Annotated in this window: 17 protein-coding genes; 12 read left to right on the top strand and 5 right to left on the bottom strand. The window is 47.8% G+C overall.

The features are described 5' to 3' along the window. The coding region (locus MMG03_RS04370; protein WP_249505554.1) for a transposase family protein at window positions 1-248 on the bottom strand (248 nt) is incomplete at its 3' end. 144 nt (window positions 249-392) lie between these two features. Here MMG03_RS04370 and MMG03_RS04365 point away from each other — a divergent pair. The 5 genes from MMG03_RS04365 to MMG03_RS04345 all read left to right on the top strand — a co-directional run bounded on the left by MMG03_RS04365 (window position 393) and on the right by MMG03_RS04345 (window position 6,704). Then, a complete protein-coding gene (locus tag MMG03_RS04365) occupies window positions 393-1,598 on the top strand; it encodes a MalY/PatB family protein (RefSeq protein WP_249505717.1) in 1,206 nt (401 codons plus the stop codon). Further along, a complete protein-coding gene (locus MMG03_RS04360; protein ID WP_112132616.1) occupies window positions 1,598-3,013 on the top strand; it encodes a lanthionine synthetase LanC family protein in 1,416 nt (471 codons plus the stop codon). Before MMG03_RS04365 ends, MMG03_RS04360 begins: the two co-directional genes overlap by 1 nt. 402 nt (window positions 3,014-3,415) lie before the next feature. Further along, complete coding sequence (locus tag MMG03_RS04355; protein WP_073237067.1) at window positions 3,416-4,216, top strand: SDR family NAD(P)-dependent oxidoreductase; 801 nt, start codon at window positions 3,416-3,418, stop codon at window positions 4,214-4,216. A gap of 64 nt (window positions 4,217-4,280) precedes the next feature. Continuing rightward, window positions 4,281-5,279: a PLP-dependent cysteine synthase family protein gene (locus tag MMG03_RS04350; RefSeq protein ID WP_073237064.1), complete on the top strand. Its 999-nt coding sequence runs from the start codon at window positions 4,281-4,283 to the stop codon at window positions 5,277-5,279. A gap of 18 nt (window positions 5,280-5,297) precedes the next feature. Beyond that, window positions 5,298-6,704, top strand: a complete 1,407-nt coding sequence (locus MMG03_RS04345; RefSeq protein ID WP_249505716.1) for a lanthionine synthetase LanC family protein — start codon at window positions 5,298-5,300, stop codon at window positions 6,702-6,704. Window positions 6,705-6,775: 71 nt separating this feature from the next. Here the strand turns inward: MMG03_RS04345 and MMG03_RS04340 are convergent, their stop codons facing one another. Then, window positions 6,776-7,528 carry a tyrosine-protein phosphatase gene (locus tag MMG03_RS04340; RefSeq protein WP_112132618.1) on the bottom strand — a complete coding sequence of 251 codons (753 nt, stop codon included), beginning with the start codon at window positions 7,526-7,528 and terminating at the stop codon, window positions 6,776-6,778. A gap of 35 nt (window positions 7,529-7,563) precedes the next feature. Beyond that, window positions 7,564-9,012, bottom strand: a complete 1,449-nt coding sequence (locus tag MMG03_RS04335) for a PLP-dependent aminotransferase family protein (protein WP_249505715.1) — start codon at window positions 9,010-9,012, stop codon at window positions 7,564-7,566. A 117-nt stretch (window positions 9,013-9,129) separates the two neighbouring features. Here MMG03_RS04335 and pdxS point away from each other — a divergent pair, with 117 nt between their 5' ends. The 6 genes from pdxS (at window position 9,130) to MMG03_RS04305 (ending at window position 14,756) form a co-directional block, all read left to right on the top strand. Further along, window positions 9,130-10,020, top strand: coding sequence for a pyridoxal 5'-phosphate synthase lyase subunit PdxS (pdxS, locus tag MMG03_RS04330; RefSeq protein WP_073237052.1), 891 nt, complete (start codon window positions 9,130-9,132; stop codon window positions 10,018-10,020). Between the two features lie 44 nt (window positions 10,021-10,064). Beyond that, window positions 10,065-10,673, top strand: coding sequence for a pyridoxal 5'-phosphate synthase glutaminase subunit PdxT (pdxT, locus tag MMG03_RS04325; protein ID WP_073160215.1), 609 nt, complete (start codon window positions 10,065-10,067; stop codon window positions 10,671-10,673). 37 nt (window positions 10,674-10,710) lie between these two features. Beyond that, window positions 10,711-12,081, top strand: coding sequence for a sodium:solute symporter family transporter (locus MMG03_RS04320; protein ID WP_249505714.1), 1,371 nt, complete (start codon window positions 10,711-10,713; stop codon window positions 12,079-12,081). A gap of 93 nt (window positions 12,082-12,174) precedes the next feature. Further along, window positions 12,175-13,119 (top strand): LysR family transcriptional regulator, encoded by a 945-nt coding sequence (locus MMG03_RS04315; RefSeq protein ID WP_101479937.1) that lies wholly within the window; start codon window positions 12,175-12,177, stop codon window positions 13,117-13,119. 25 nt (window positions 13,120-13,144) lie between these two features. After that, window positions 13,145-13,900 (top strand): ThiF family adenylyltransferase, encoded by a 756-nt coding sequence (locus MMG03_RS04310; protein ID WP_249505712.1) that lies wholly within the window; start codon window positions 13,145-13,147, stop codon window positions 13,898-13,900. Next, window positions 13,893-14,756, top strand: coding sequence for an ATP-binding protein (locus tag MMG03_RS04305; protein ID WP_073237041.1), 864 nt, complete (start codon window positions 13,893-13,895; stop codon window positions 14,754-14,756). The genes MMG03_RS04310 and MMG03_RS04305 overlap by 8 nt, the downstream gene beginning before the upstream one ends. Window positions 14,757-14,772: 16 nt before the next feature. On the opposite strand, the gene bioD is transcribed toward MMG03_RS04305, so the two are convergent. Beyond that, entirely contained in the window at window positions 14,773-15,474 is a 702-nt protein-coding gene (gene bioD / locus MMG03_RS04300; RefSeq protein WP_249505711.1) for a dethiobiotin synthase, read from the bottom strand. A gap of 36 nt (window positions 15,475-15,510) precedes the next feature. Further along, entirely contained in the window at window positions 15,511-16,812 is a 1,302-nt protein-coding gene (locus MMG03_RS04295; protein ID WP_249505710.1) for an 8-amino-7-oxononanoate synthase, read from the bottom strand. 107 nt (window positions 16,813-16,919) lie between these two features. Here MMG03_RS04295 and MMG03_RS04290 point away from each other — a divergent pair, with 107 nt between their 5' ends. Beyond that, entirely contained in the window at window positions 16,920-17,510 is a 591-nt protein-coding gene (locus tag MMG03_RS04290; protein WP_073160127.1) for a TetR/AcrR family transcriptional regulator, read from the top strand. Window positions 17,511-17,538 lie beyond the last annotated feature (28 nt).

Here is a 17,538-nt window from a genome sequence, read left to right as displayed (position 1 = left end):
CACTTCCTGCACTTCACCCTGTAGGTGTCCATCTTGATGAAGCCCATTTTCGTGCCGAGATCGAGCGTCCGCCATACCCTCTGTTCCCGGCCGTTGTCGTAGAGTTTCCCTTTTCGCCCGCAACAGCCGCACCTGCTGGCGTTGCCCTTGGTGAGTCTTACCGTGATGGTGACCGTGGTATCGGTTTGTTCCTGCTTGACGACTGAACAGCCGTTGACATTGAAGATGGATTTGTATAATTTTGACATGGGCTTTTTCTTCTGTTTTTTTTGGCGATTAAATTTTAGAAAATAGCCCATTTTTTGTTTAATTTAGGCGAAAGTCAACAAAAAAGGGTGGCGAAGCCACCCACACATGTTGATGAAGAGCCGGAAAAAAAGAGGATTTCAAAAATGACGAAAGAGAGAAATTTAAACTTTGATGAGATTGTGGATCGTCGCGGTACCAACTGCCTGAAGTATGATTTTGCAGTGGAACGCGGCGCATTGAAGCCGGGCGAAGATTCTAACGGTTTGTTGCCGCTGTGGATTGCGGATATGGATTTCAGAACGTCCTCCTTTGTTCAGGATGCTCTGATCCGCTCTGTGGAACATGGCATTTTTGGCTACACCGAACCCAAGGCCGAATACTTCAAGGCACTTCAGAATTTTTATCGTCGCCGCCACAATTTTGAATTTGATCCCAGCTGGGTAATCAAGACTCCAGGCGTCATGATTGTGCTGGCCTTGGCAATCAAGGCCTTTACGAAAGTGGGCGATGCCGTGCTGATTCAGCAGCCGGTCTATATGCATTTCCCGGATGTGATTCTGCAGAACGATCGCAAGCTTGTCAGCAACGATCTCGTTTACGGCGAAGATGGACGCTATCACATTGACTTCGAAGATTTTGAAAGAAAGATTGTGGAAAATAATGTGAAGTTGTTTTTGCTTTGCAGCCCCCACAATCCGGTTTGCCGCGTATGGACTCGTGAAGAACTTTTGCGCGTTGGTGAAATCTGCCTGAAGCATAATGTGTTCGTTGTCGCCGATGAAATCCATAACGATTTCGTTTTCGAAGGAACCCACACCGTGTTCGCTTCCCTGGGTGAAAAGTTCGCCGACAATTCCATTACGGTAACGTCTCCCACAAAGACATTCAATCTGGCTGGCCTCCAAATCGCCCACGCCTTTATCAAGAATCCCGAAGTCCGCAAGGCCATCCGCAAGGAAATTGATGCCATCGGTTACAGCCAAGTCACGATTCCTGGGCTGGTTGCCGCCCAGGCCGCATACGAACACGGCGAAGAATGGCTTGAAGCGTTGAAAAAGTACCTGAAGGGAAACATCGATTTTGTGGACAAGTTTGTCAAGGAAAATCTGCCCGGCGTAAAGCTTGTTCCTATGGAAGCAACTTACTTGGCATGGCTGGATTTCAAGGGCACTGGGCTTTCCACCACGCAGGTAGATGATTTGATTCGCAATAAGGCACGCCTGTGGCTCAACAGCGGAACCCTCTTTGGCAAAACCGGAGAATGCTTCCAGCGTGTGAACCTGGCTTGCCCCCGCCGCATTCTGGAAGAAGCCTTGAACCGCATTAAGAAGGCATTGGAGGCTCTTTAATGAAACTTAAAACCACAAGTCTGCTGAAGAAAAATACTCTTGATGATTATCTGAATGCGGCCATCGGTGCTGCCCGTTGGATTCAATCCTTGGAAGTGAAAGAAAAAGTGGGCAAGACCTGGAAAATTTTTCCAGATGGTCAGAATGGCTATAAGGACAACCCTTTCGTTGGCAAGACCAGTTTTTATGCGGGTTCCGCCGGCATCGGCTTTTTCTTTTTGCGCTTGTACCAGGTGACTAGCGATGAGCAATGGCTTGACGAAGCCAAGGCCGCAGCGGAATATATTCTTGCCAATCCCCGTGGACTTGAATTTTATCATAAAGTTCAGAAGCGTATAGCCACAACAAAGAAAAATTCTGCTCCGGAATGCAATGCTGCAGGCCCTGTAAACGGTTGGTCTTTTAGTTACAAGGTTGGTCCCATTAGCGAAGGTCAGTTTGTTTACGCACTTTATCGCGAAACCAATGAAAATCGCTATTACGAATTTGCAATCCGCACCGCCAACACATTTGTAGAGGCTGCCATTGAAGACGAAAATGGATTGCACTGGAGCGACTTCCGCGACATCGTAGGTGACGCTGGCGGCATCGTCTATTTGTTGCAGGTCTACAAGGATACCCGCAAGAAAATTTATCTGGAAGCCGCCAAGAAGGCTGGTGCCTACATTGAAAAGTTTGGTCGCCCTGCAAAAAACGGTGGAACCTATTACAACCTTTATGATCTTGAAAGTGTTGGAGAAGGCGAGAAGGGAGCCGTGCATGTAAACTTCTCTCACGGTTCGGCAGGTACGGCTTACTTGTGGGCAGCTCTTTACGAAGCTACCAAGGATAAGCGTTACTTGAAGCTAGCCGACGATGTGATTAAATATCTGGAAGGAATTGCCGTTGGCGATAAAACTTCTGTGCTGTTCCCGTACCAGGATCATCCAGAAAAGGGCCCGCTTGACAAATTCTATTTAGGTATGTGTGGCGGTCCTATCGGAGCGAGTTTGCCTTTCAAGAAATTGTATGAACTGACTCATGACGAAAAATATTTGCAGTGGGTGAAGCGCCTGTATGCAGGCCTTGTTAAGGCGGGTGTTCCAGAAATCAAGTCCTGGGGCTATTGGGGAAGCAAGTGCATTTGCTGCGGTGGCCCCGGCGCATTGGAATACTTTGCAACACTCTACAAGACCTATGGAGACGCTCAATACCTGAAGCTGGCCCATCGTTCTGCAGATGTCTTGTTAGGTGAATCCTTCGAAGAAAAAACGGGCCTGAGCTGGTACGGAGCCTGGGATCGCGTGAACCCCAGCCGTGTTGTAAGCTATACCGGTTTTTATATCGGTGCCGCGGGAGTAGCGGGTTCGTTGCTTAAACTCATTGCTGCAGAAAAGCATATACAAATCGCAGAATTTTTTGAGTACTATCTGTAGTCTTCAGAAATTGAGTTAGAAGAGATATCAATTTTTGTTATAGCAGGCCCTAGAAAAATAGTATGTACAGAAAGCCTTGCCAAAGCTAAAATGAATTCTATATTTATTCCTACAATATTGATAGGGAATTAGAGAATAGCTTCAAGTTCACCTAAGCATTCGAAGGAGTTCATTATGTGTAGTGACTGTCGAATGCCCCAGGGCATTCTGAAAATAAAATAGCTGCTTGACTCAAACTTCAAAAGTCCTTGATGATTTGGCCGTAGCAAGTAGTTATAAAAAAATAGGACGAAAGCCCCGACACAGTGTCGGGCAGAATCAAATAAAAATACTCGACGGTACAAAAAAGGTTTAACGAACCGGTTTCTGGGTATTGTCAAATCAAAAAAGGAAATTGAAAAAATGAGTGAAAAGAAAGTTGTTGTTATTACTGGTGCTGCACAGGGAATTGGTTTTGCTGCGGTTAAGAAGTTCCTTAAGGAAGGCTGGGCTGTTGCCGCCACCGATATCAAGAAACAGGAACTTGACGAACAGGTTGAAAAGTTGAAGGCTGCCGGCCATAACGATATTATCGGTTATGAACTGGACGTGTCCAACTTCAAGCAGGGTCAAGATGTGATCAACCAGGTTGCCAAGGATTTTGGCCGCATCGACGCCTTGTTCAACAACGCAGGCATTACCGGCCACCGCAAGGGCATCCTGAATTATGATCCGGAATTGGTGAAGCAGGTGGTGGACGTGAATCTGTGGGGAAGCACTTACCTGATTCAGCATGTGGCCAATGTGTTCATTGAAAAGGGAATCAAGGGATCCATTGTGAACGTGTCCAGCTTCGTTGCAAGTTTTGCAGAATGGTCTCCCTTCGCTTACGGAATTTCCAAGTCTGCTGTAGATGGCCTTACTCGCGCCGCTGCATTCCGCCTGGGCAAATTCGGCATTCGCGTAAACTCGGTGGCTCCGGGATGCACTAAGACTGAAATGGCCATCAAGTACGATTATTCGGATCCCAAGGTCCGTAAGATTCAGGAAGATCGCACGGTCTTGAATCGCTGGATTGAACCTGAAGAAATTGCCGCTGGCGCCTACTTTCTGGCAAGCGATGAATCCAGCGCTATTACGGGAATCAAGTTGCCCATTGATGCCGGCTACTCCATCACCAAGGATGATAATAAGGAAAGCCTTTATGGTGAAGCTCAGTGGTAAGGCCTAACTAAAAAATTAAAGCAAAAAAATTTAATGGCGTAAATCGCAAAAAAGGATTTCATACATGTCTAATATTCATAAGTCTATTGCAGAACTCGTTGGTAACACTCCCCTTGTCGAACTTTCCAATTACGAAGAACAGCATGGTCTCAAGGCTCACATCATTGGTAAGCTTGAATACCTGAATCCCACTGGCTCCGTGAAGGACCGCCTTGCTCTGGCTCTCATTCAGGATGGCGAACGTCGCGGTCTCATCAAGAAGGGCGATACCCTCATCGATGTGACTAGCGGTAACACGGGTATTGGTCTTGCCGGTATCGGTCATGCGCTTGGTTACGAATTCGTTCCTTACCTGGAGCCGGGTACCACTGTTGAACGTACCCAGATTTTCGAAGGCTATGGCCTTGATCTTCATACTCTTTACGACATCGATGAAGTGAAGGATTTTGAAAAGACTGGCCTTGTGTTGGATGATCTCATTAACGGCATCAAGCGCATCGCAAATGAAAAGGGCTTCTATTATACAGGTCAGACTGTAAACGAAGCAAACCAGGAATTCCATTACAATACCACCGGTCCTGAAATCTGGAAGGATACGGATGGTCAGGTGGATTACTTTGTGGCAATGGGCGGTACTGCTGGTACTATTGTCGGTACCGGCCGCTATCTCCGCGAAAAGAACCCTAACGTGAAAATCGTGGGTGTTCAGGCTGCAAAGAGTTCCCGCCCGGATAGCCCTGATTTTACAGGTCACATTGTGGATGGAACCTTGCCTTTGAGCGGTGTGGCTGATCCTTTGATCCCCACCCTGATCAAGACTAACGAAAACAATGGCTTTAAATTCGACGAGGTGATTGATGTCAAGGCTGAAGACGCTTATAAGACAGCTCAGGAAACTGCAAAGACTGACGGCCTCTTCCTTGGAACTTCTGCAGCGGCTGCACTTACAGCCGCAATCGAAATTGCAAAGCGCCCTGAAGCAGTAGGCAAGAACATCGTTGTGATTTACCCGGATAACGGTTACAAGTATCTGTCCACCGAACTCTATAAGAGAAAGAAGTAATTATGGGAGGGCTCGTTAATGAAATTGAATTTTGTTCAAAATCTTGCTTTAAATCCGGCGAAGTCTACCGATGATTATTTGGCATCTGTCCTTCAGATTGTAAAGTACCTTCGTTCCAATGAAGTTGTTACTCCCCAGGGTAAATATTGGAAGGTGAGCCCGGAACCGGGCAACGAATATGTGGGCGACCTGATTGTGACTCCCAAGAGCCTTTACGCAGGTTCCGCAGGCATTGGCCAGTTCTTCTTGCAACTTTTTGAAGTGACCAAGGATGAACAGTATTTGCAGGAAGCCAAGGATGCTGCAGAATATCTGCTGAATACTTATGAAGGTCCCGAATTCTTTTCCAACGTCTTGAATGGGGCGGATGGCGGTGTGTGGCCTGTGAAGGGCTGGGGAACCAGCGTCTATGCTTCTCCGGCGGGGCAGGCCATTTTTTTGGATCAGCTTTACGCACATGTGAAGGATGAACGCTATCGCAAGTTCCTGATTCAGTCTGCCGATGATGCGATTGCTGCAGGTCATGACGATGGAAAAATTCTTCACTGGTCCACGGAAGCCGACTTGATGGCTGATGGTTCCTACGCTTTCTTCTTCCTGTATGTTTATCGTAAGACAGGCGATGAAAAGTATTTGGAAGCCGCGAAGAAGGTAGTTGCCTTTACGGATACCCGCATTGTTCACGCCAAGGAAGGCGGCATCTATTACAAGAATGTGGACCTGACTTTGGTGGGCTGGAAATCCAGGGAATCCGCTTTCCCCAATTTCAGCCATGGCGCTGCAGGAACGGCTTTCTTGAATGTTCTTCTTTACGAAGAAACCAAGGATCCTGCTTATCTTGAAAAGGCGAACGAAGTTGTGAAATTCCTGGCTGCTATTGCAGAAGGTGACGAAAATGGAGCGTTAATCCCGTACCTCTACAATCCTGAATTAGGACGTTTCCATGACTTCTATTACCTTTCCACTTGCCATGGCCCTGTGGGAACCTCGATCCTGTTCCGCAAACTTTACGACGTGACCGGCGATAAGGAAAATCTCCAGTGGGTTGACCTTCTGACCAAGGGGATTCTGAAGGCTGGTGCTCCGCTGAAACATACTCCGGGGTACTGGAACAGTTACTGCCTCTGCTGCGGTGCCCCGGGCGTTTTGGCTCACTTCGTAAAGACTGCAGAAGTTCTTGGAAAGGATTCCTACATCGAACAGGCGAAGGTTACTGCCGATAAGCTGCTGGGCGATTCCTATAACGATGACAAGGGCCGTCGCTGGTATGCTGCCTGGACCCGCAAGATTCCGGGCTTCGTGGAAACCTACACGGGCCTTTACGATGGCGCAGCTGGCGTGGGATCTGCACTCCTGTACCTTTACGCCCACGAAAAGAATATCAAGATCAAGACGGAAACGTTGGAATATCTGTTCCTGAAATAATCTCTGAAAATTAAAAATCCGTACAACAAAGGGAACTCCCGGGTAATGAAATCCGCCTGGGAGTTCTTTTTTTATTGCAGGTAGTATTCCTTCAGTTTCTGGATTTTGTCTTCGGTAAGGCCCAGCTTTAGTTCCATGTACTTTTGCATGGAGCCGAAGTTGGCCTTGATGAAGTCTAGGGCTTTATGCAGGTAATCGGGATTGACGCCAAGGATTGCCTTGATGACGCCTTGATGTTGTTCCGAAAGATTCTGGGACTTGGCGAATTGCAGGGCTGCGTCAATCATGGATTGGTAAGATTCGTTGGACTTGTTGAAATCTTCCATGACGGTCTTTTCGTCTACGCCCAACGCAAACAGAATAAACGCGGCGGCGAGACCTACGCGGTCCTTGCCCTGGGAACAGTGCCAAAGAATGGTTCCACCCTGAGTTTTTAGGATGGCGTCGAAAATGCCGCTCTTGACGATTTCGATCATCTTTACGGCAACTTCCGGGCTGAAGGTGTTGGGGTTCATGACCTTCACCATGTCCAGGCCGACTTGTGCAGAGGAAGGCTTGTCTGTTTTTTGGGGAAGCTGACCGAGAACATTAAACCAAATGTTTTCTACGCCGGGAATTTCCACGTCCATGGCGCTGCTGCGTTCCGTTTCGGTACGCAAGTCGCAAACCAGTTTCAGATTCTGTCCTTGAAGTTGCTTTACGTCATTTTCGGACGCCTTGGACAAGTTAGCGGAACGGAAAAGAAGATTGCTCTTCACAGTCTTTCCGCTGATAGTTTTAATGCCACCAAGATCGCGTACGTTTGCAACACCTTCAAGTTTCATAAGAATTCCTCTAGATGAAATTCAATGTGTAAAAATTACGATTTTTCAATGGCAACTTCGTACAAAATATTCAATGCTTTTGCGATTTTGTTTTCGGGGAGGTCGGAGTAGTTGATGATGAACTGGTGCTCGCTGGGGGTGGCCTCTGTGTAGTAATCGGAGAGGGCGCCGATGCGAACGCCTTTTTCGTTTGCCTGCTTGCAGAATTCTTCGTCGGAAAGGGCGGTGTCGATTTTCAAGATGAAATGGAGGCCGGCGTCTTCTTCGGCGATGGTGGAGATGGCGGCCAGTTTGCTTTTGCGGATGGCTTGGAGCAATGTGTCGCGGCGGCCGCGGTAGGCGTTGCGCATGCGGTTGATGTGCTTTTCAAAGGAACCGTCGCTGATGTACTTTGCAAGCACCAGCTGTTCCAAGGTAGAAACGGTGCAGGTGTAGAAGGAAAATTCCTCCTTGTACTTTTGGGCAAGGCTCTTGGGCAGCACCATGTAGCTGATTCGCGCAGAAGATGTAAGAGTCTTGGAGAATGTGTTGATGTAGATGACCTTATCGGATACGTCAATGTTTTGCAGCGTGGAGATGGGGCGACCGGTCATGCGGAATTCGCTATCGTAGTCGTCTTCTACGATGTAGCGGTTGCTGGATTTGACGGCCCAGCTCAGCAGTTCGTAACGGCGGCTTACAGGCATCACAATACCTGTGGGATAATGATGACTGGGGGAGATGTGAATGACGTCGGTGCAGGTCTCTTCCAACTGGTTGATGATGACTCCGGAGTCGTCCAGCGGAATGAAATTGCAAGTGACATTCATCTTGCGGTAGATTTTTGAAATCTTGCTGTAGCCGGGATCTTCTACGCCGTACTTCTTGTTAAATCCCAGAATCTGGACGATGAGACCGTACAGATAGTCTGTTCCTGCGCCAACGATAATCTGCTCCGGATCCACGTTCATATTGCGGAAACCATTGAGCATGTCGGCGATAGCCTTACGCAATGGGTATACGCCTCCGTAGGGAGCGCGTTCCAGAAGTTCCATCTGATTTTCGCAAAGGACCTGTCGTGTGATTTTTGCCCAGGTACTGAAGGGGAACATTTCGGGATTTCCCAAATTGTTGGAGAAGTCCACGAAGTGTTTCTTGGATTGTTTTGCGCTGCGGGATTTTTGAACCAGGGAATCAAATTTCTGAGTGTTGCGAGCTTCGCGGGATTCCTTGAAGTCGTGCTTGATTTCAGTCTGGGCGATTTTCAGTTTGGATACGAAATAGCCTTTGCGAGGTTCCGTGTAGATGTAACCTTCAGCCAGCAATTGGTTGTAGGCGGTTTCTACGGTAATGAGGCTGATGCCCATTTGCTTTGCCAGAGAACGTTTAGACGGTAATTTCTCTTCGGCTTCCAACTTGCCGTTCAGAACATCATTCTTGATACTCTTATAAAGGAAGTGGTAGAGGGTATCGCTGCCCACGTTTTCGATGTTGTAGCTAAGCATTTTTATCTGGTCCTAAACTGGTCTTATTCTGGTCTTGTTAAAATAATAGAAAATTGAATATTTAAAGAGGTCAGTTTTTAGGGTATTTTTGTGCTGTTTTTAAAAGTGAGGTAAAAAATGTCTGAACAGAATTACATTGCAGAACGTTACGAATTGAACAAGAATCTTGCTCAGATGCTGAAGGGTGGTGTGATTATGGACGTAACCACTCCGGAACAGGCAAAGATTGCAGAAGCTGCAGGTGCTTGCGCCGTGATGGCCCTGGAACGTATTCCCGCAGACATTCGTGCTGCCGGTGGCGTGAGCCGTATGAGTGACCCGAAGATGATCAAGGGTATCCAGGAAGCTGTTTCTATTCCGGTGATGGCTAAGTGCCGTATCGGTCATTTTGCCGAAGCTCAGATTCTTGAGGCTATTGAAATTGACTACATCGACGAAAGCGAAGTTCTTTCTCCGGCCGATGATATTTACCACATCAACAAGCGCGATTTCAAGGTTCCCTTCGTTTGCGGAGCCAAGGACTTGGGTGAAGCTCTCCGCCGTATCGAAGAAGGTGCTTCCATGATCCGTACCAAGGGTGAACCGGGTACGGGTGACGTTGTCCAGGCTGTTCGCCACATGCGCTTGATGCAGCAGGAAATCGCTCGCCTCACTTCTATGCGTGAAGACGAACTGTACAACCGCGCCAAGGAACTTCAGGTATCTTACGCTCTGGTAAAGTACGTTCACGATAACGGTAAACTGCCTGTTGTGAACTTCGCCGCTGGTGGCGTGGCAACTCCCGCAGACGCTGCGCTCATGATGCAGCTGGGTGCCGAAGGCGTGTTCGTAGGTTCTGGTATTTTCAAGTCTGGCAATCCGGTGAAGCGCGCTCAGGCCATCGTGAAGGCAGTGGCCAACTATAAGGATGCAAAGCTCATTGCTGAACTTTCCGAAGACCTGGGCGAAGCCATGGTGGGCATCAACGAACAGGAAATCGCACTCCTCATGGCTGAAAGAGGTAAATAATGAGCGATACCAAAACTGTACAGAACCCGGCAGCGGCTCGTCCCCTGCGTATCGGTGTGCTGGCGGTACAAGGTGCGTTTATTGAACACGAACAGATTCTCACAAAGCTTGGCGTAGAGACCTTTGAGATCCGGCAGAAGTCAGACCTGGAAGCTCCCGCAGGATCAAACCGACCTTCGAATCGTCCTTTCGACGGTCTGATTCTCCCCGGTGGCGAAAGCACCGTGCAGGGCAAGCTGTTGCGGGATTTGGATATGTTCGAACCGCTGTTGAGATTGATTCAGGATGGGCTTCCTGTTTTTGGAACCTGCGCCGGTCTCATTCTCTTGGCGGAACGTTTGAGCAATGACGGCAATGTGTATTTCGGCACCTTGCCTGTGACTGTTCGGCGTAATGCCTACGGCCGTCAGCTGGGAAGTTTCTTCGCGGAGCGAGCCTTCCGTGGAATTACGGATGAAGCTACGGTTCCCATGACTTTCATTCGTGCGCCCTTGATCGAAAAAGTTGGGGATGGTGTGGAAATCCTTGCCGAGGTAAAAGGCGAAATCGTTGCTGCCCGCTACAAGAATCAGCTTGGAATTTCTTTCCATCCGGAGCTGAACGAGGACACTCGTATTCACCAGTACTTCGTGGATATGTGCCTTGGGGAATAACCTATATTTCGTCGTGGAATTGTAAGGGAATCTCGCTGTGAAGCTTCTTCTAATATATTTCTTCGTCCTTGGATTTATCTGCATTCGCGATTTATTCAAGGTGAAGAATTTTGATGATTATGTGGTGGCGGGTCGACGTCAGACCGCCCCTTTTGTGTTTACGAGCTTGATGGCCACGGTCCTCGGGGCTAGCGCTACAATCGGTATTGCTGCCCGTGCGGAATCCATCGGCTTTGCGGCGTTCTGGTGGCTTGGTGTAGGTGCCGTCGGCTTCTGGTTTCAGGCTGCTTTTTTAAGCAAGCCAATTCACGATCTTGATGTGCGTACCCTTCCGGAACTTGCGGAAAAAACAGTAGATAGGACTGGCCGAAAATTGGTAGGCCTGATTATTGCTGTTTCCTGGATTGGAATTATCGCGGCTCAGTTTGCTGCGGTAGCTGGATTTATTGGACTGGTGTTAGGTCATGATGCAGGTGCTTTGTCGGTGGTTGTAACGGCGGCCATCGTTATTGTGTACACCTTGCTGGGCGGGCAACTTTCTGTTGTGCGTACTGATGCCTTGCAGTTTGGGATTTTGACGCTGGGTTTTGCTGCTTCCGCGATTTATTTGCTTGGTGGATTTGCGGATGTTTCTGCTGCGACCGCTTTAAATGCGACCGCTTCTGGAATTTCAAATTTTGATTTTTCGTTATTGAATGAAAAGTTTGGTGCTGCTGATCTTGCCATGATGCTTTTTACTGTGGGCGGGGCCTACTTCTTGGGACCTGACGTAATTTCAAGAAACTTGGTGGCGAAAGATGCGGGGGCTGCCCGAAAGGCTGTGGTGGCGGGAAGTTTCGCCATTCTGATTTTTAGCGTGATTATTGTATTGCTGGGAATGTGGGCGGCACGGTATGCTCCTGATGTGGCGGGCTCAAAGACCAATGCCTTGTTCCGTTTGGCTTCTGGCGTTTTGCCTTTGCCCTTGGCTGCGCTTTTGTCGGTGGGGCTTCTTTCGGCGTTGTTGTCTTCTGCAGATACTTGCCTTATAAATTCTGCGGCTATTTTCGGAAGCGACATTTTGAATACCCGCCGCATCGCCGTGGTGAGAATTCTTGTGGTGGTCATTGGTTTGGTTGCCATGGTTTTGGCTTTAGGTGGAAAGGATATTATCGGCCTTTTGACCATGGCTTATTCTGTCTACACGCCGGGAATTGTGGCTCCCTTGGCGGTGGCTGTCATATCCCATAAGAAGTTTGAAATCCGTAAGCCTCTGTGGTACACTGGAGTTTGCCTTGGCGGTTTGTTTGGGCTGATCCCTGCCATACTTTCTTCGGCTGTGAATTTTGTGACGCCTGCATATTTGCCTCATATTGGAATTTTTGTGTCGCTTTTGTTCGCCTTGGCTGGTTTGAAACGTCGAAAATAAGTGTGTTTTTAAAATATTCCTATTGAAACTATAGGGAAATTAAATCTATTTAACTATATTTATTGTAGTTTGAATTTGTTATCTGGAGAAATCATGACCCTTCAACAACTTCGCTACGCCATTGGGATCGCAAAAGTTGGCTCCTTCAACAAGGCCGCTGAAGCCCTGTTTATTTCCCAGCCTTCTTTGACTGCGGCTATCCACGACCTGGAAGATGAAATTGGCATCATGATTTTTAATCGCTCCAGTCGCGGTGTGACCCTCACTCCCGAGGGTGAAGAATTCATTGCCCACGCCAACGAGCTTTACCACCATTACGAAACCATCCAGGAACGTTACAGCAAGGAAGAACAGAAGAAGAAAAAGTTTGCTGTTTCGACCCAGCATTATTCCTTTGCCGTGAAGTCTTTTGTGGAAATGGTGAAAAAGTTCAACATTGATGATTACGAATTTGCCCTTCGCGAAACCAAGACCAAGGATGTCATCGATGACGTTACCGGCTTGCGCAGCGAAATCGGTATTTTGTACCTTAGCGATTTTAATCGCAAGTACATCAACTATCTGTTGAAGGAACACGACCTGGAATTCCATAAGCTTATTGATTGCCATGCCTTTGCCTACATGTGGAAAAATCATCCGCTGGCAAATAAGAAGTCGGTGAACCTGGATGATCTTTCCCTATACCCCTGCCTTTCTTTTGAGCAGAGCGAAAGCGGTAACTATTATTTCGCTGAAGAAATTTTAAGTACAAATGAATATCATAAGACCATCAAGGCCAATGACCGTGCCACCATGCTGAACTTGATGGTGGGCCTGAATGGTTACACTCTCTGCTCCGGCATTATCAGCGAAGAAATCAACGGATCCGATTATGTAGCTGTTCCCTTTAAGGATGCCAAGGGCGAAGATGACCGTACCATGGAAATCGGCTACATTACCAAGAAGAACTTTATGCTCAGCACCATTTGCCGAATCTATATTCGCGAATTGGAAGAGTATCTGCAGGCATATACTTCTGGGAAGGCTGTTCAGGAATAACGGACGTATTTTTTAAATTTACGTCATGCCTCTGAATACCGATATTTTCAATCGCACTATTCGCCTTGTGGGCGATGAAACCATGAATGTCATTGCGCAAAAGCGTGTGATTATTTTTGGTGTTGGCGGCGTGGGAAGTTGGTGCGCCGAAAGCTTGGTGCGTTCAGGTATTCATTACTTGACCATGGTGGACTCCGATAACGTGAGCGTTACCAATGTGAATCGCCAACTTATGGCAACCACGAAGACGGTTGGCCAGGTAAAGGTTGAAGTTTTAAAACAGCGTCTGCTTGAAATTAATCCGGATGCTCAAATTGAGACTCGTGCGGAACTGTATAGCGAAGAAACGGCAGCCTCTTTTCATCTTGAAGATTATGATGTCATTATCGATGCCATCGACAGTCTCGAAAACAAGATGCACTTGATGCTTGCGGCTTCTAAAACAAAGGCCAAGGTCTACGCTTCCATGGGGGCTGCCCTCAAGATGGATCCTACAAAAATCCATGTGGCGGAATTCTGGGATGTAAAGGGGTGCCCGTTGGCCCGCGCCCTTCGCGATAAGTTCAAGAAAAAACAATTGCGCCCGTCTAAAAAAATCAAGTGCGTGTACAGCGAGGAACTGCTGAAAAATTTAGGTGGCATTCCCGAAAATGATGGCGCTCCTGCAGAGTTTCACAAGGTGGCCTATAACGGGACCATGGCCCACGCCGTGGCTATTTTCGGTTTTACCATTGCCGGCTTGGTGATGCAGGATATTTGCGGGAGGCAGCGGAATGGCTAAGCGTGAACTTACGTATGTGCAGAAAGTGGAACGGAGCATTTCGACCACTTATCGTGAACGTCTGTGGACGCCCTTCATTAATGCCATTAAAACCTACAAGCTGATTGAGGAAGGGGACCGCATTGCAGTCTGCATTTCTGGCGGCAAGGATTCCATGCTGCTGGCGAAACTGATGCAGATGCTGCAGCGTCATAGCGATTGCAATTTTGAAATTCAGTTTTTGGTGATGGATCCCGGATACAATGCCGAAAACCGCGCCCAGATTGTGAAGAATGCCGCTCTTCTGGAAATCCCCATCCAGATTTTTGATACCAATATTTTTGATGTGACCTACAAGACAGAAAAGTCGCCTTGCTATTTGTGCGCCAAGATGCGCCGTGGTCATTTGTATCGCATGGCTATGGATGCGGGCTGCAACAAGATTGCCTTGGGCCATCATTTTTCGGATGTTATCGAAACTACGGTTTTGGGCATGTTTTATGGCTCGCAATTGCAGGGTATGATGCCGAAACTTCGTAGTCAGAATTTTGAGGGCATGGAACTCATTCGCCCCATGTACTGTATTCACGAGCAGGATATTATTGCCTGGCGTAACTATAACGAACTTGAATTTATCCAGTGTGCCTGCCGCCTTACTTTAAACACGGTGGTGAACGACGATGGTTCCAGCAACAGCAAGCGCAAGGAAATCAAGGAGCTGCTGAAGAATCTGAAGAAGATCAACCCCAATATCGAAAAGAGTATCTTCAACAGCATCCATGCGGTTTGCATTGAAACATTCCCGGGTTATAAAGCCAACGGGGAGCAGCATTCCTTCCTGGAATGGTTTGATGAAAATAGAAATATATTAGACTAGTACAGCTGACTTTTTATTAAAAGGGGGCGGTGCCTAGGTCGGTATCGCCTTCTTTTATTTTTGCAAGAATGGGAAGTCCAGTCAGTTCCTGCATCATGAAGATGTTGTCGTCTTCCATTTGCATGTTGCCGCTGATACCGTAACGGTTTACGATGATGCCTCGGATTTGAAGACCGCAGGCTCTTGCGTATTCCACTGTCAGAACGCAGGAATTGATACTGCCTAGGGCTGCCGTGGTGACAATCAGCAGTGGAAGATTCAGTTCCTTCATGATGTCGGCCAGGAACAGCTTTTGAGGCTCGCTGGATTTGCCGCTAGTTGCGTCTGCGTTGGGGGTATCGTAACGGATGGGACAGATGATGCCGCCGCTTCCCTCGGCGAAAATGAAATCATGTCGGTGGGAGGCTTTGTCAAAGTCGGCACGGACTTGCGGGAGTTCTACGGGATTACCTTCCTTGCGGGTGGCGAGATGCGGGGAAACGGGTTCCTTGTAGACGTAGCTGACCAATTCTTCCTGAGTGTCGGGGAGGTTGGCGATTCGTTTTACGTAGTCGGCGTCGCCGGCGATCCATTTGCCGTCGCGTAGTTCAGCTCCGCTGAGGGCTGCCTTATAGTAGCCTGCATCAATTCCTGAGTCACGCCATTTTTTTACGAGAAGGGCGGTTACAAAAGTTTTGCCGACGTCGGTTCCTGTTGCTGTTACGAAATAACCATTCATAGTTAGTAAGAAGTAGACGGTAGAAAGTTGGTAGTTTTAGTGGGGGCGGGTTAGGACTGCAGCGATTGCCGTTGCTGCGTCTTGTAATTCTTCTTTCGTGTGAGTGGCCATGAGGCTGGCGCGCAAACGAGCCTGGCCCTTGGCTACGGTGGGGTAGCGGATGGCGGGGATCAAGATTCCCTTTTCCAGAAGTTCTGCGGAGGCGCGGAGGGCTGCGGCTTCGTCACCAATGATAATGGGGATGATGGCGGATTGCGGGGCGATTGCAGATTGGTTGCTGTCGGGAATCGCTCCGGCCTTCTGAAGAGCGTCCCAGAAAATTTTCACATTTTCTTGAAGTTGCAAAACGCGTTCCGGATGGTTTTCGATGAACTTCAGATTGTTTGCGGCGGCTTGTGCCATGGCTGGGGACATGGCAGTGGTGAAAATAAAACTGCGAGCCTTGTTGCGTAAAAAGTCTATGAGTTTCTGCTTGCCCACAACGAAACCGCCTTCGCATCCAATGGCTTTGCTCAAGGTGCCTACGGTAACATCGGCGTGCTCGCAGGGAATGCCCATGTCGTTAAAATGTTCTGCAAGGCCGCGGCCTGTTTTGCCGATAACACCTGTGGCATGGGCTTCGTCGATCATCAGGAGGCAATTGTTTTCTTTTGCGATTTTTTGCAATTTCGGAAGATCTGCTAAATCGCCATCCATGCTGAAAACAGCGTCGGTTACGATGAGGAGGCGGGTTGCTACTTTTTCGTAGGGCTGTGCTGCGCGGGCTTCGCTAATGACTTGTTGTAGGTCTGCCATGTCATTGTGCTTATAGACAATACATTTGGCTTTTGAAAGTCGGATGCCATCGATGATGCTGGCGTGATTCAGTTCGTCACTAAAGACGATACATTCGCTGATTATTTTTGACGGGATGCCGTTTTCGTCTTGACGTTCATAAACCTGTTTGCTGCATAGTGCCGAGATTACTCCGACATTTGCCATGTAGCCGGTGCCAAACGTAATGGCTGCTTCTTCGCCCTTAAAGTTGGCCAGGGCGCTTTCCAGTTCTTCGTGGGGAGTCTTGTTTCCTGTGGTAAGGCGTGCGCCGCCGCTACCTGTGCCCCATTTCAAAACGGCGTCGGCTGCGGCCTTCTTAAGAGAAGGCTCGTTGCATAAATCCAGATAGGAATTGGAGGCGAGAAGAAGAGTGCTCTTTACTGTATCGGACGCGTTTTGCGCGCCTGCAGCAATTTGAACGTGACTGGCTTCGGGACTTTCTAAAAGTCGCATGGTTCGGTAGGTGTGAGCCTCTTGCATACCCTGCAAAACATCATCTGTAAAATCGTTAAGAATTGACATGTTTTACCTTAAGCCAACGTTTTTGTTTAATGAATTTAGAAAACTCTCGGCGTGGTATTTTGAAGTTTTGTTGACAAAGAACGGACGAAGAGATTATAATTATACAGATGCAAAAAATGAAAGAAAATTCACGGGTTCTAAAGACGAAGAAAGTCCTGAAAGGAGCGGTTGTCGACTTGCTTAAGGAAGGTGATGCTTCCTTGATCAACGTCTGCTCTATTTGTGAGAGGGCAAAAGTTAACCGCACGACTTTTTATAATCACTATCAGGATAAAGATTCTCTGCTTGAAGAAATGGTGCTTGACACGGTTGACGCCTCCTGTGATTTTATGAAGGCCTTTTTAGAAAAGAACAATCCTGGCCTCGCCATGACGCGCATGCTTCAATACTATCGCGACAATGACGGATTTTTCTTAACCTTGATGAAGACGGATTATGGCGGAACTTTTGTAAAGCTGATGATTGAAACTATCTGGAAGCAGAACTGTCACTGGTATAAGGAAAAAGGGGCTGCCTTGAATGATTACGTTTATTATCGCATTGTGTTCAAGGTGTCGGGAATTATTTACATGATTATTCACTGGCTTGAAGAAGGTGCGAAAATATCTCTCCCCACGATGTCCAGTTATATAATTAGTTTCATTGCCGGAAAACCAACAAAGCAATACCCAAGTGTTGATTTAAAGAAAAAAAGTTAAAATCAACAAGGTGTTGAAAATGGTAAAT

It is taken from the genome of Fibrobacter sp. HC4 (assembly GCF_023373925.1).
In the GTDB taxonomy this organism is placed as follows: domain Bacteria; phylum Fibrobacterota; class Fibrobacteria; order Fibrobacterales; family Fibrobacteraceae; genus Fibrobacter.
Note: the sequence above shows the minus strand (reverse complement) of the source record. Positions and strands in the feature narration are given on the sequence as shown.

Coding starts and splice junctions, on each gene's coding strand:
- MMG03_RS04310 (WP_249505712.1), top strand. CDS start 13,145: ATGCCTCTGAATACCGATATTTTCAATCGCACTATTCGCCTTGTGGGC.
- pdxS (WP_073237052.1), top strand. CDS start 9,130: ATGTCTGAACAGAATTACATTGCAGAACGTTACGAATTGAACAAGAAT.
- MMG03_RS04340 (WP_112132618.1), bottom strand. CDS start 7,528: ATGAAACTTGAAGGTGTTGCAAACGTACGCGATCTTGGTGGCATTAAA.
- MMG03_RS04345 (WP_249505716.1), top strand. CDS start 5,298: ATGAAATTGAATTTTGTTCAAAATCTTGCTTTAAATCCGGCGAAGTCT.
- MMG03_RS04305 (WP_073237041.1), top strand. CDS start 13,893: ATGGCTAAGCGTGAACTTACGTATGTGCAGAAAGTGGAACGGAGCATT.
- MMG03_RS04335 (WP_249505715.1), bottom strand. CDS start 9,012: ATGCTTAGCTACAACATCGAAAACGTGGGCAGCGATACCCTCTACCAC.
- MMG03_RS04295 (WP_249505710.1), bottom strand. CDS start 16,812: ATGTCAATTCTTAACGATTTTACAGATGATGTTTTGCAGGGTATGCAA.
- bioD (WP_249505711.1), bottom strand. CDS start 15,474: ATGAATGGTTATTTCGTAACAGCAACAGGAACCGACGTCGGCAAAACT.
- MMG03_RS04365 (WP_249505717.1), top strand. CDS start 393: ATGACGAAAGAGAGAAATTTAAACTTTGATGAGATTGTGGATCGTCGC.
- MMG03_RS04360 (WP_112132616.1), top strand. CDS start 1,598: ATGAAACTTAAAACCACAAGTCTGCTGAAGAAAAATACTCTTGATGAT.
- MMG03_RS04315 (WP_101479937.1), top strand. CDS start 12,175: ATGACCCTTCAACAACTTCGCTACGCCATTGGGATCGCAAAAGTTGGC.
- MMG03_RS04290 (WP_073160127.1), top strand. CDS start 16,920: ATGCAAAAAATGAAAGAAAATTCACGGGTTCTAAAGACGAAGAAAGTC.
- MMG03_RS04355 (WP_073237067.1), top strand. CDS start 3,416: ATGAGTGAAAAGAAAGTTGTTGTTATTACTGGTGCTGCACAGGGAATT.
- MMG03_RS04350 (WP_073237064.1), top strand. CDS start 4,281: ATGTCTAATATTCATAAGTCTATTGCAGAACTCGTTGGTAACACTCCC.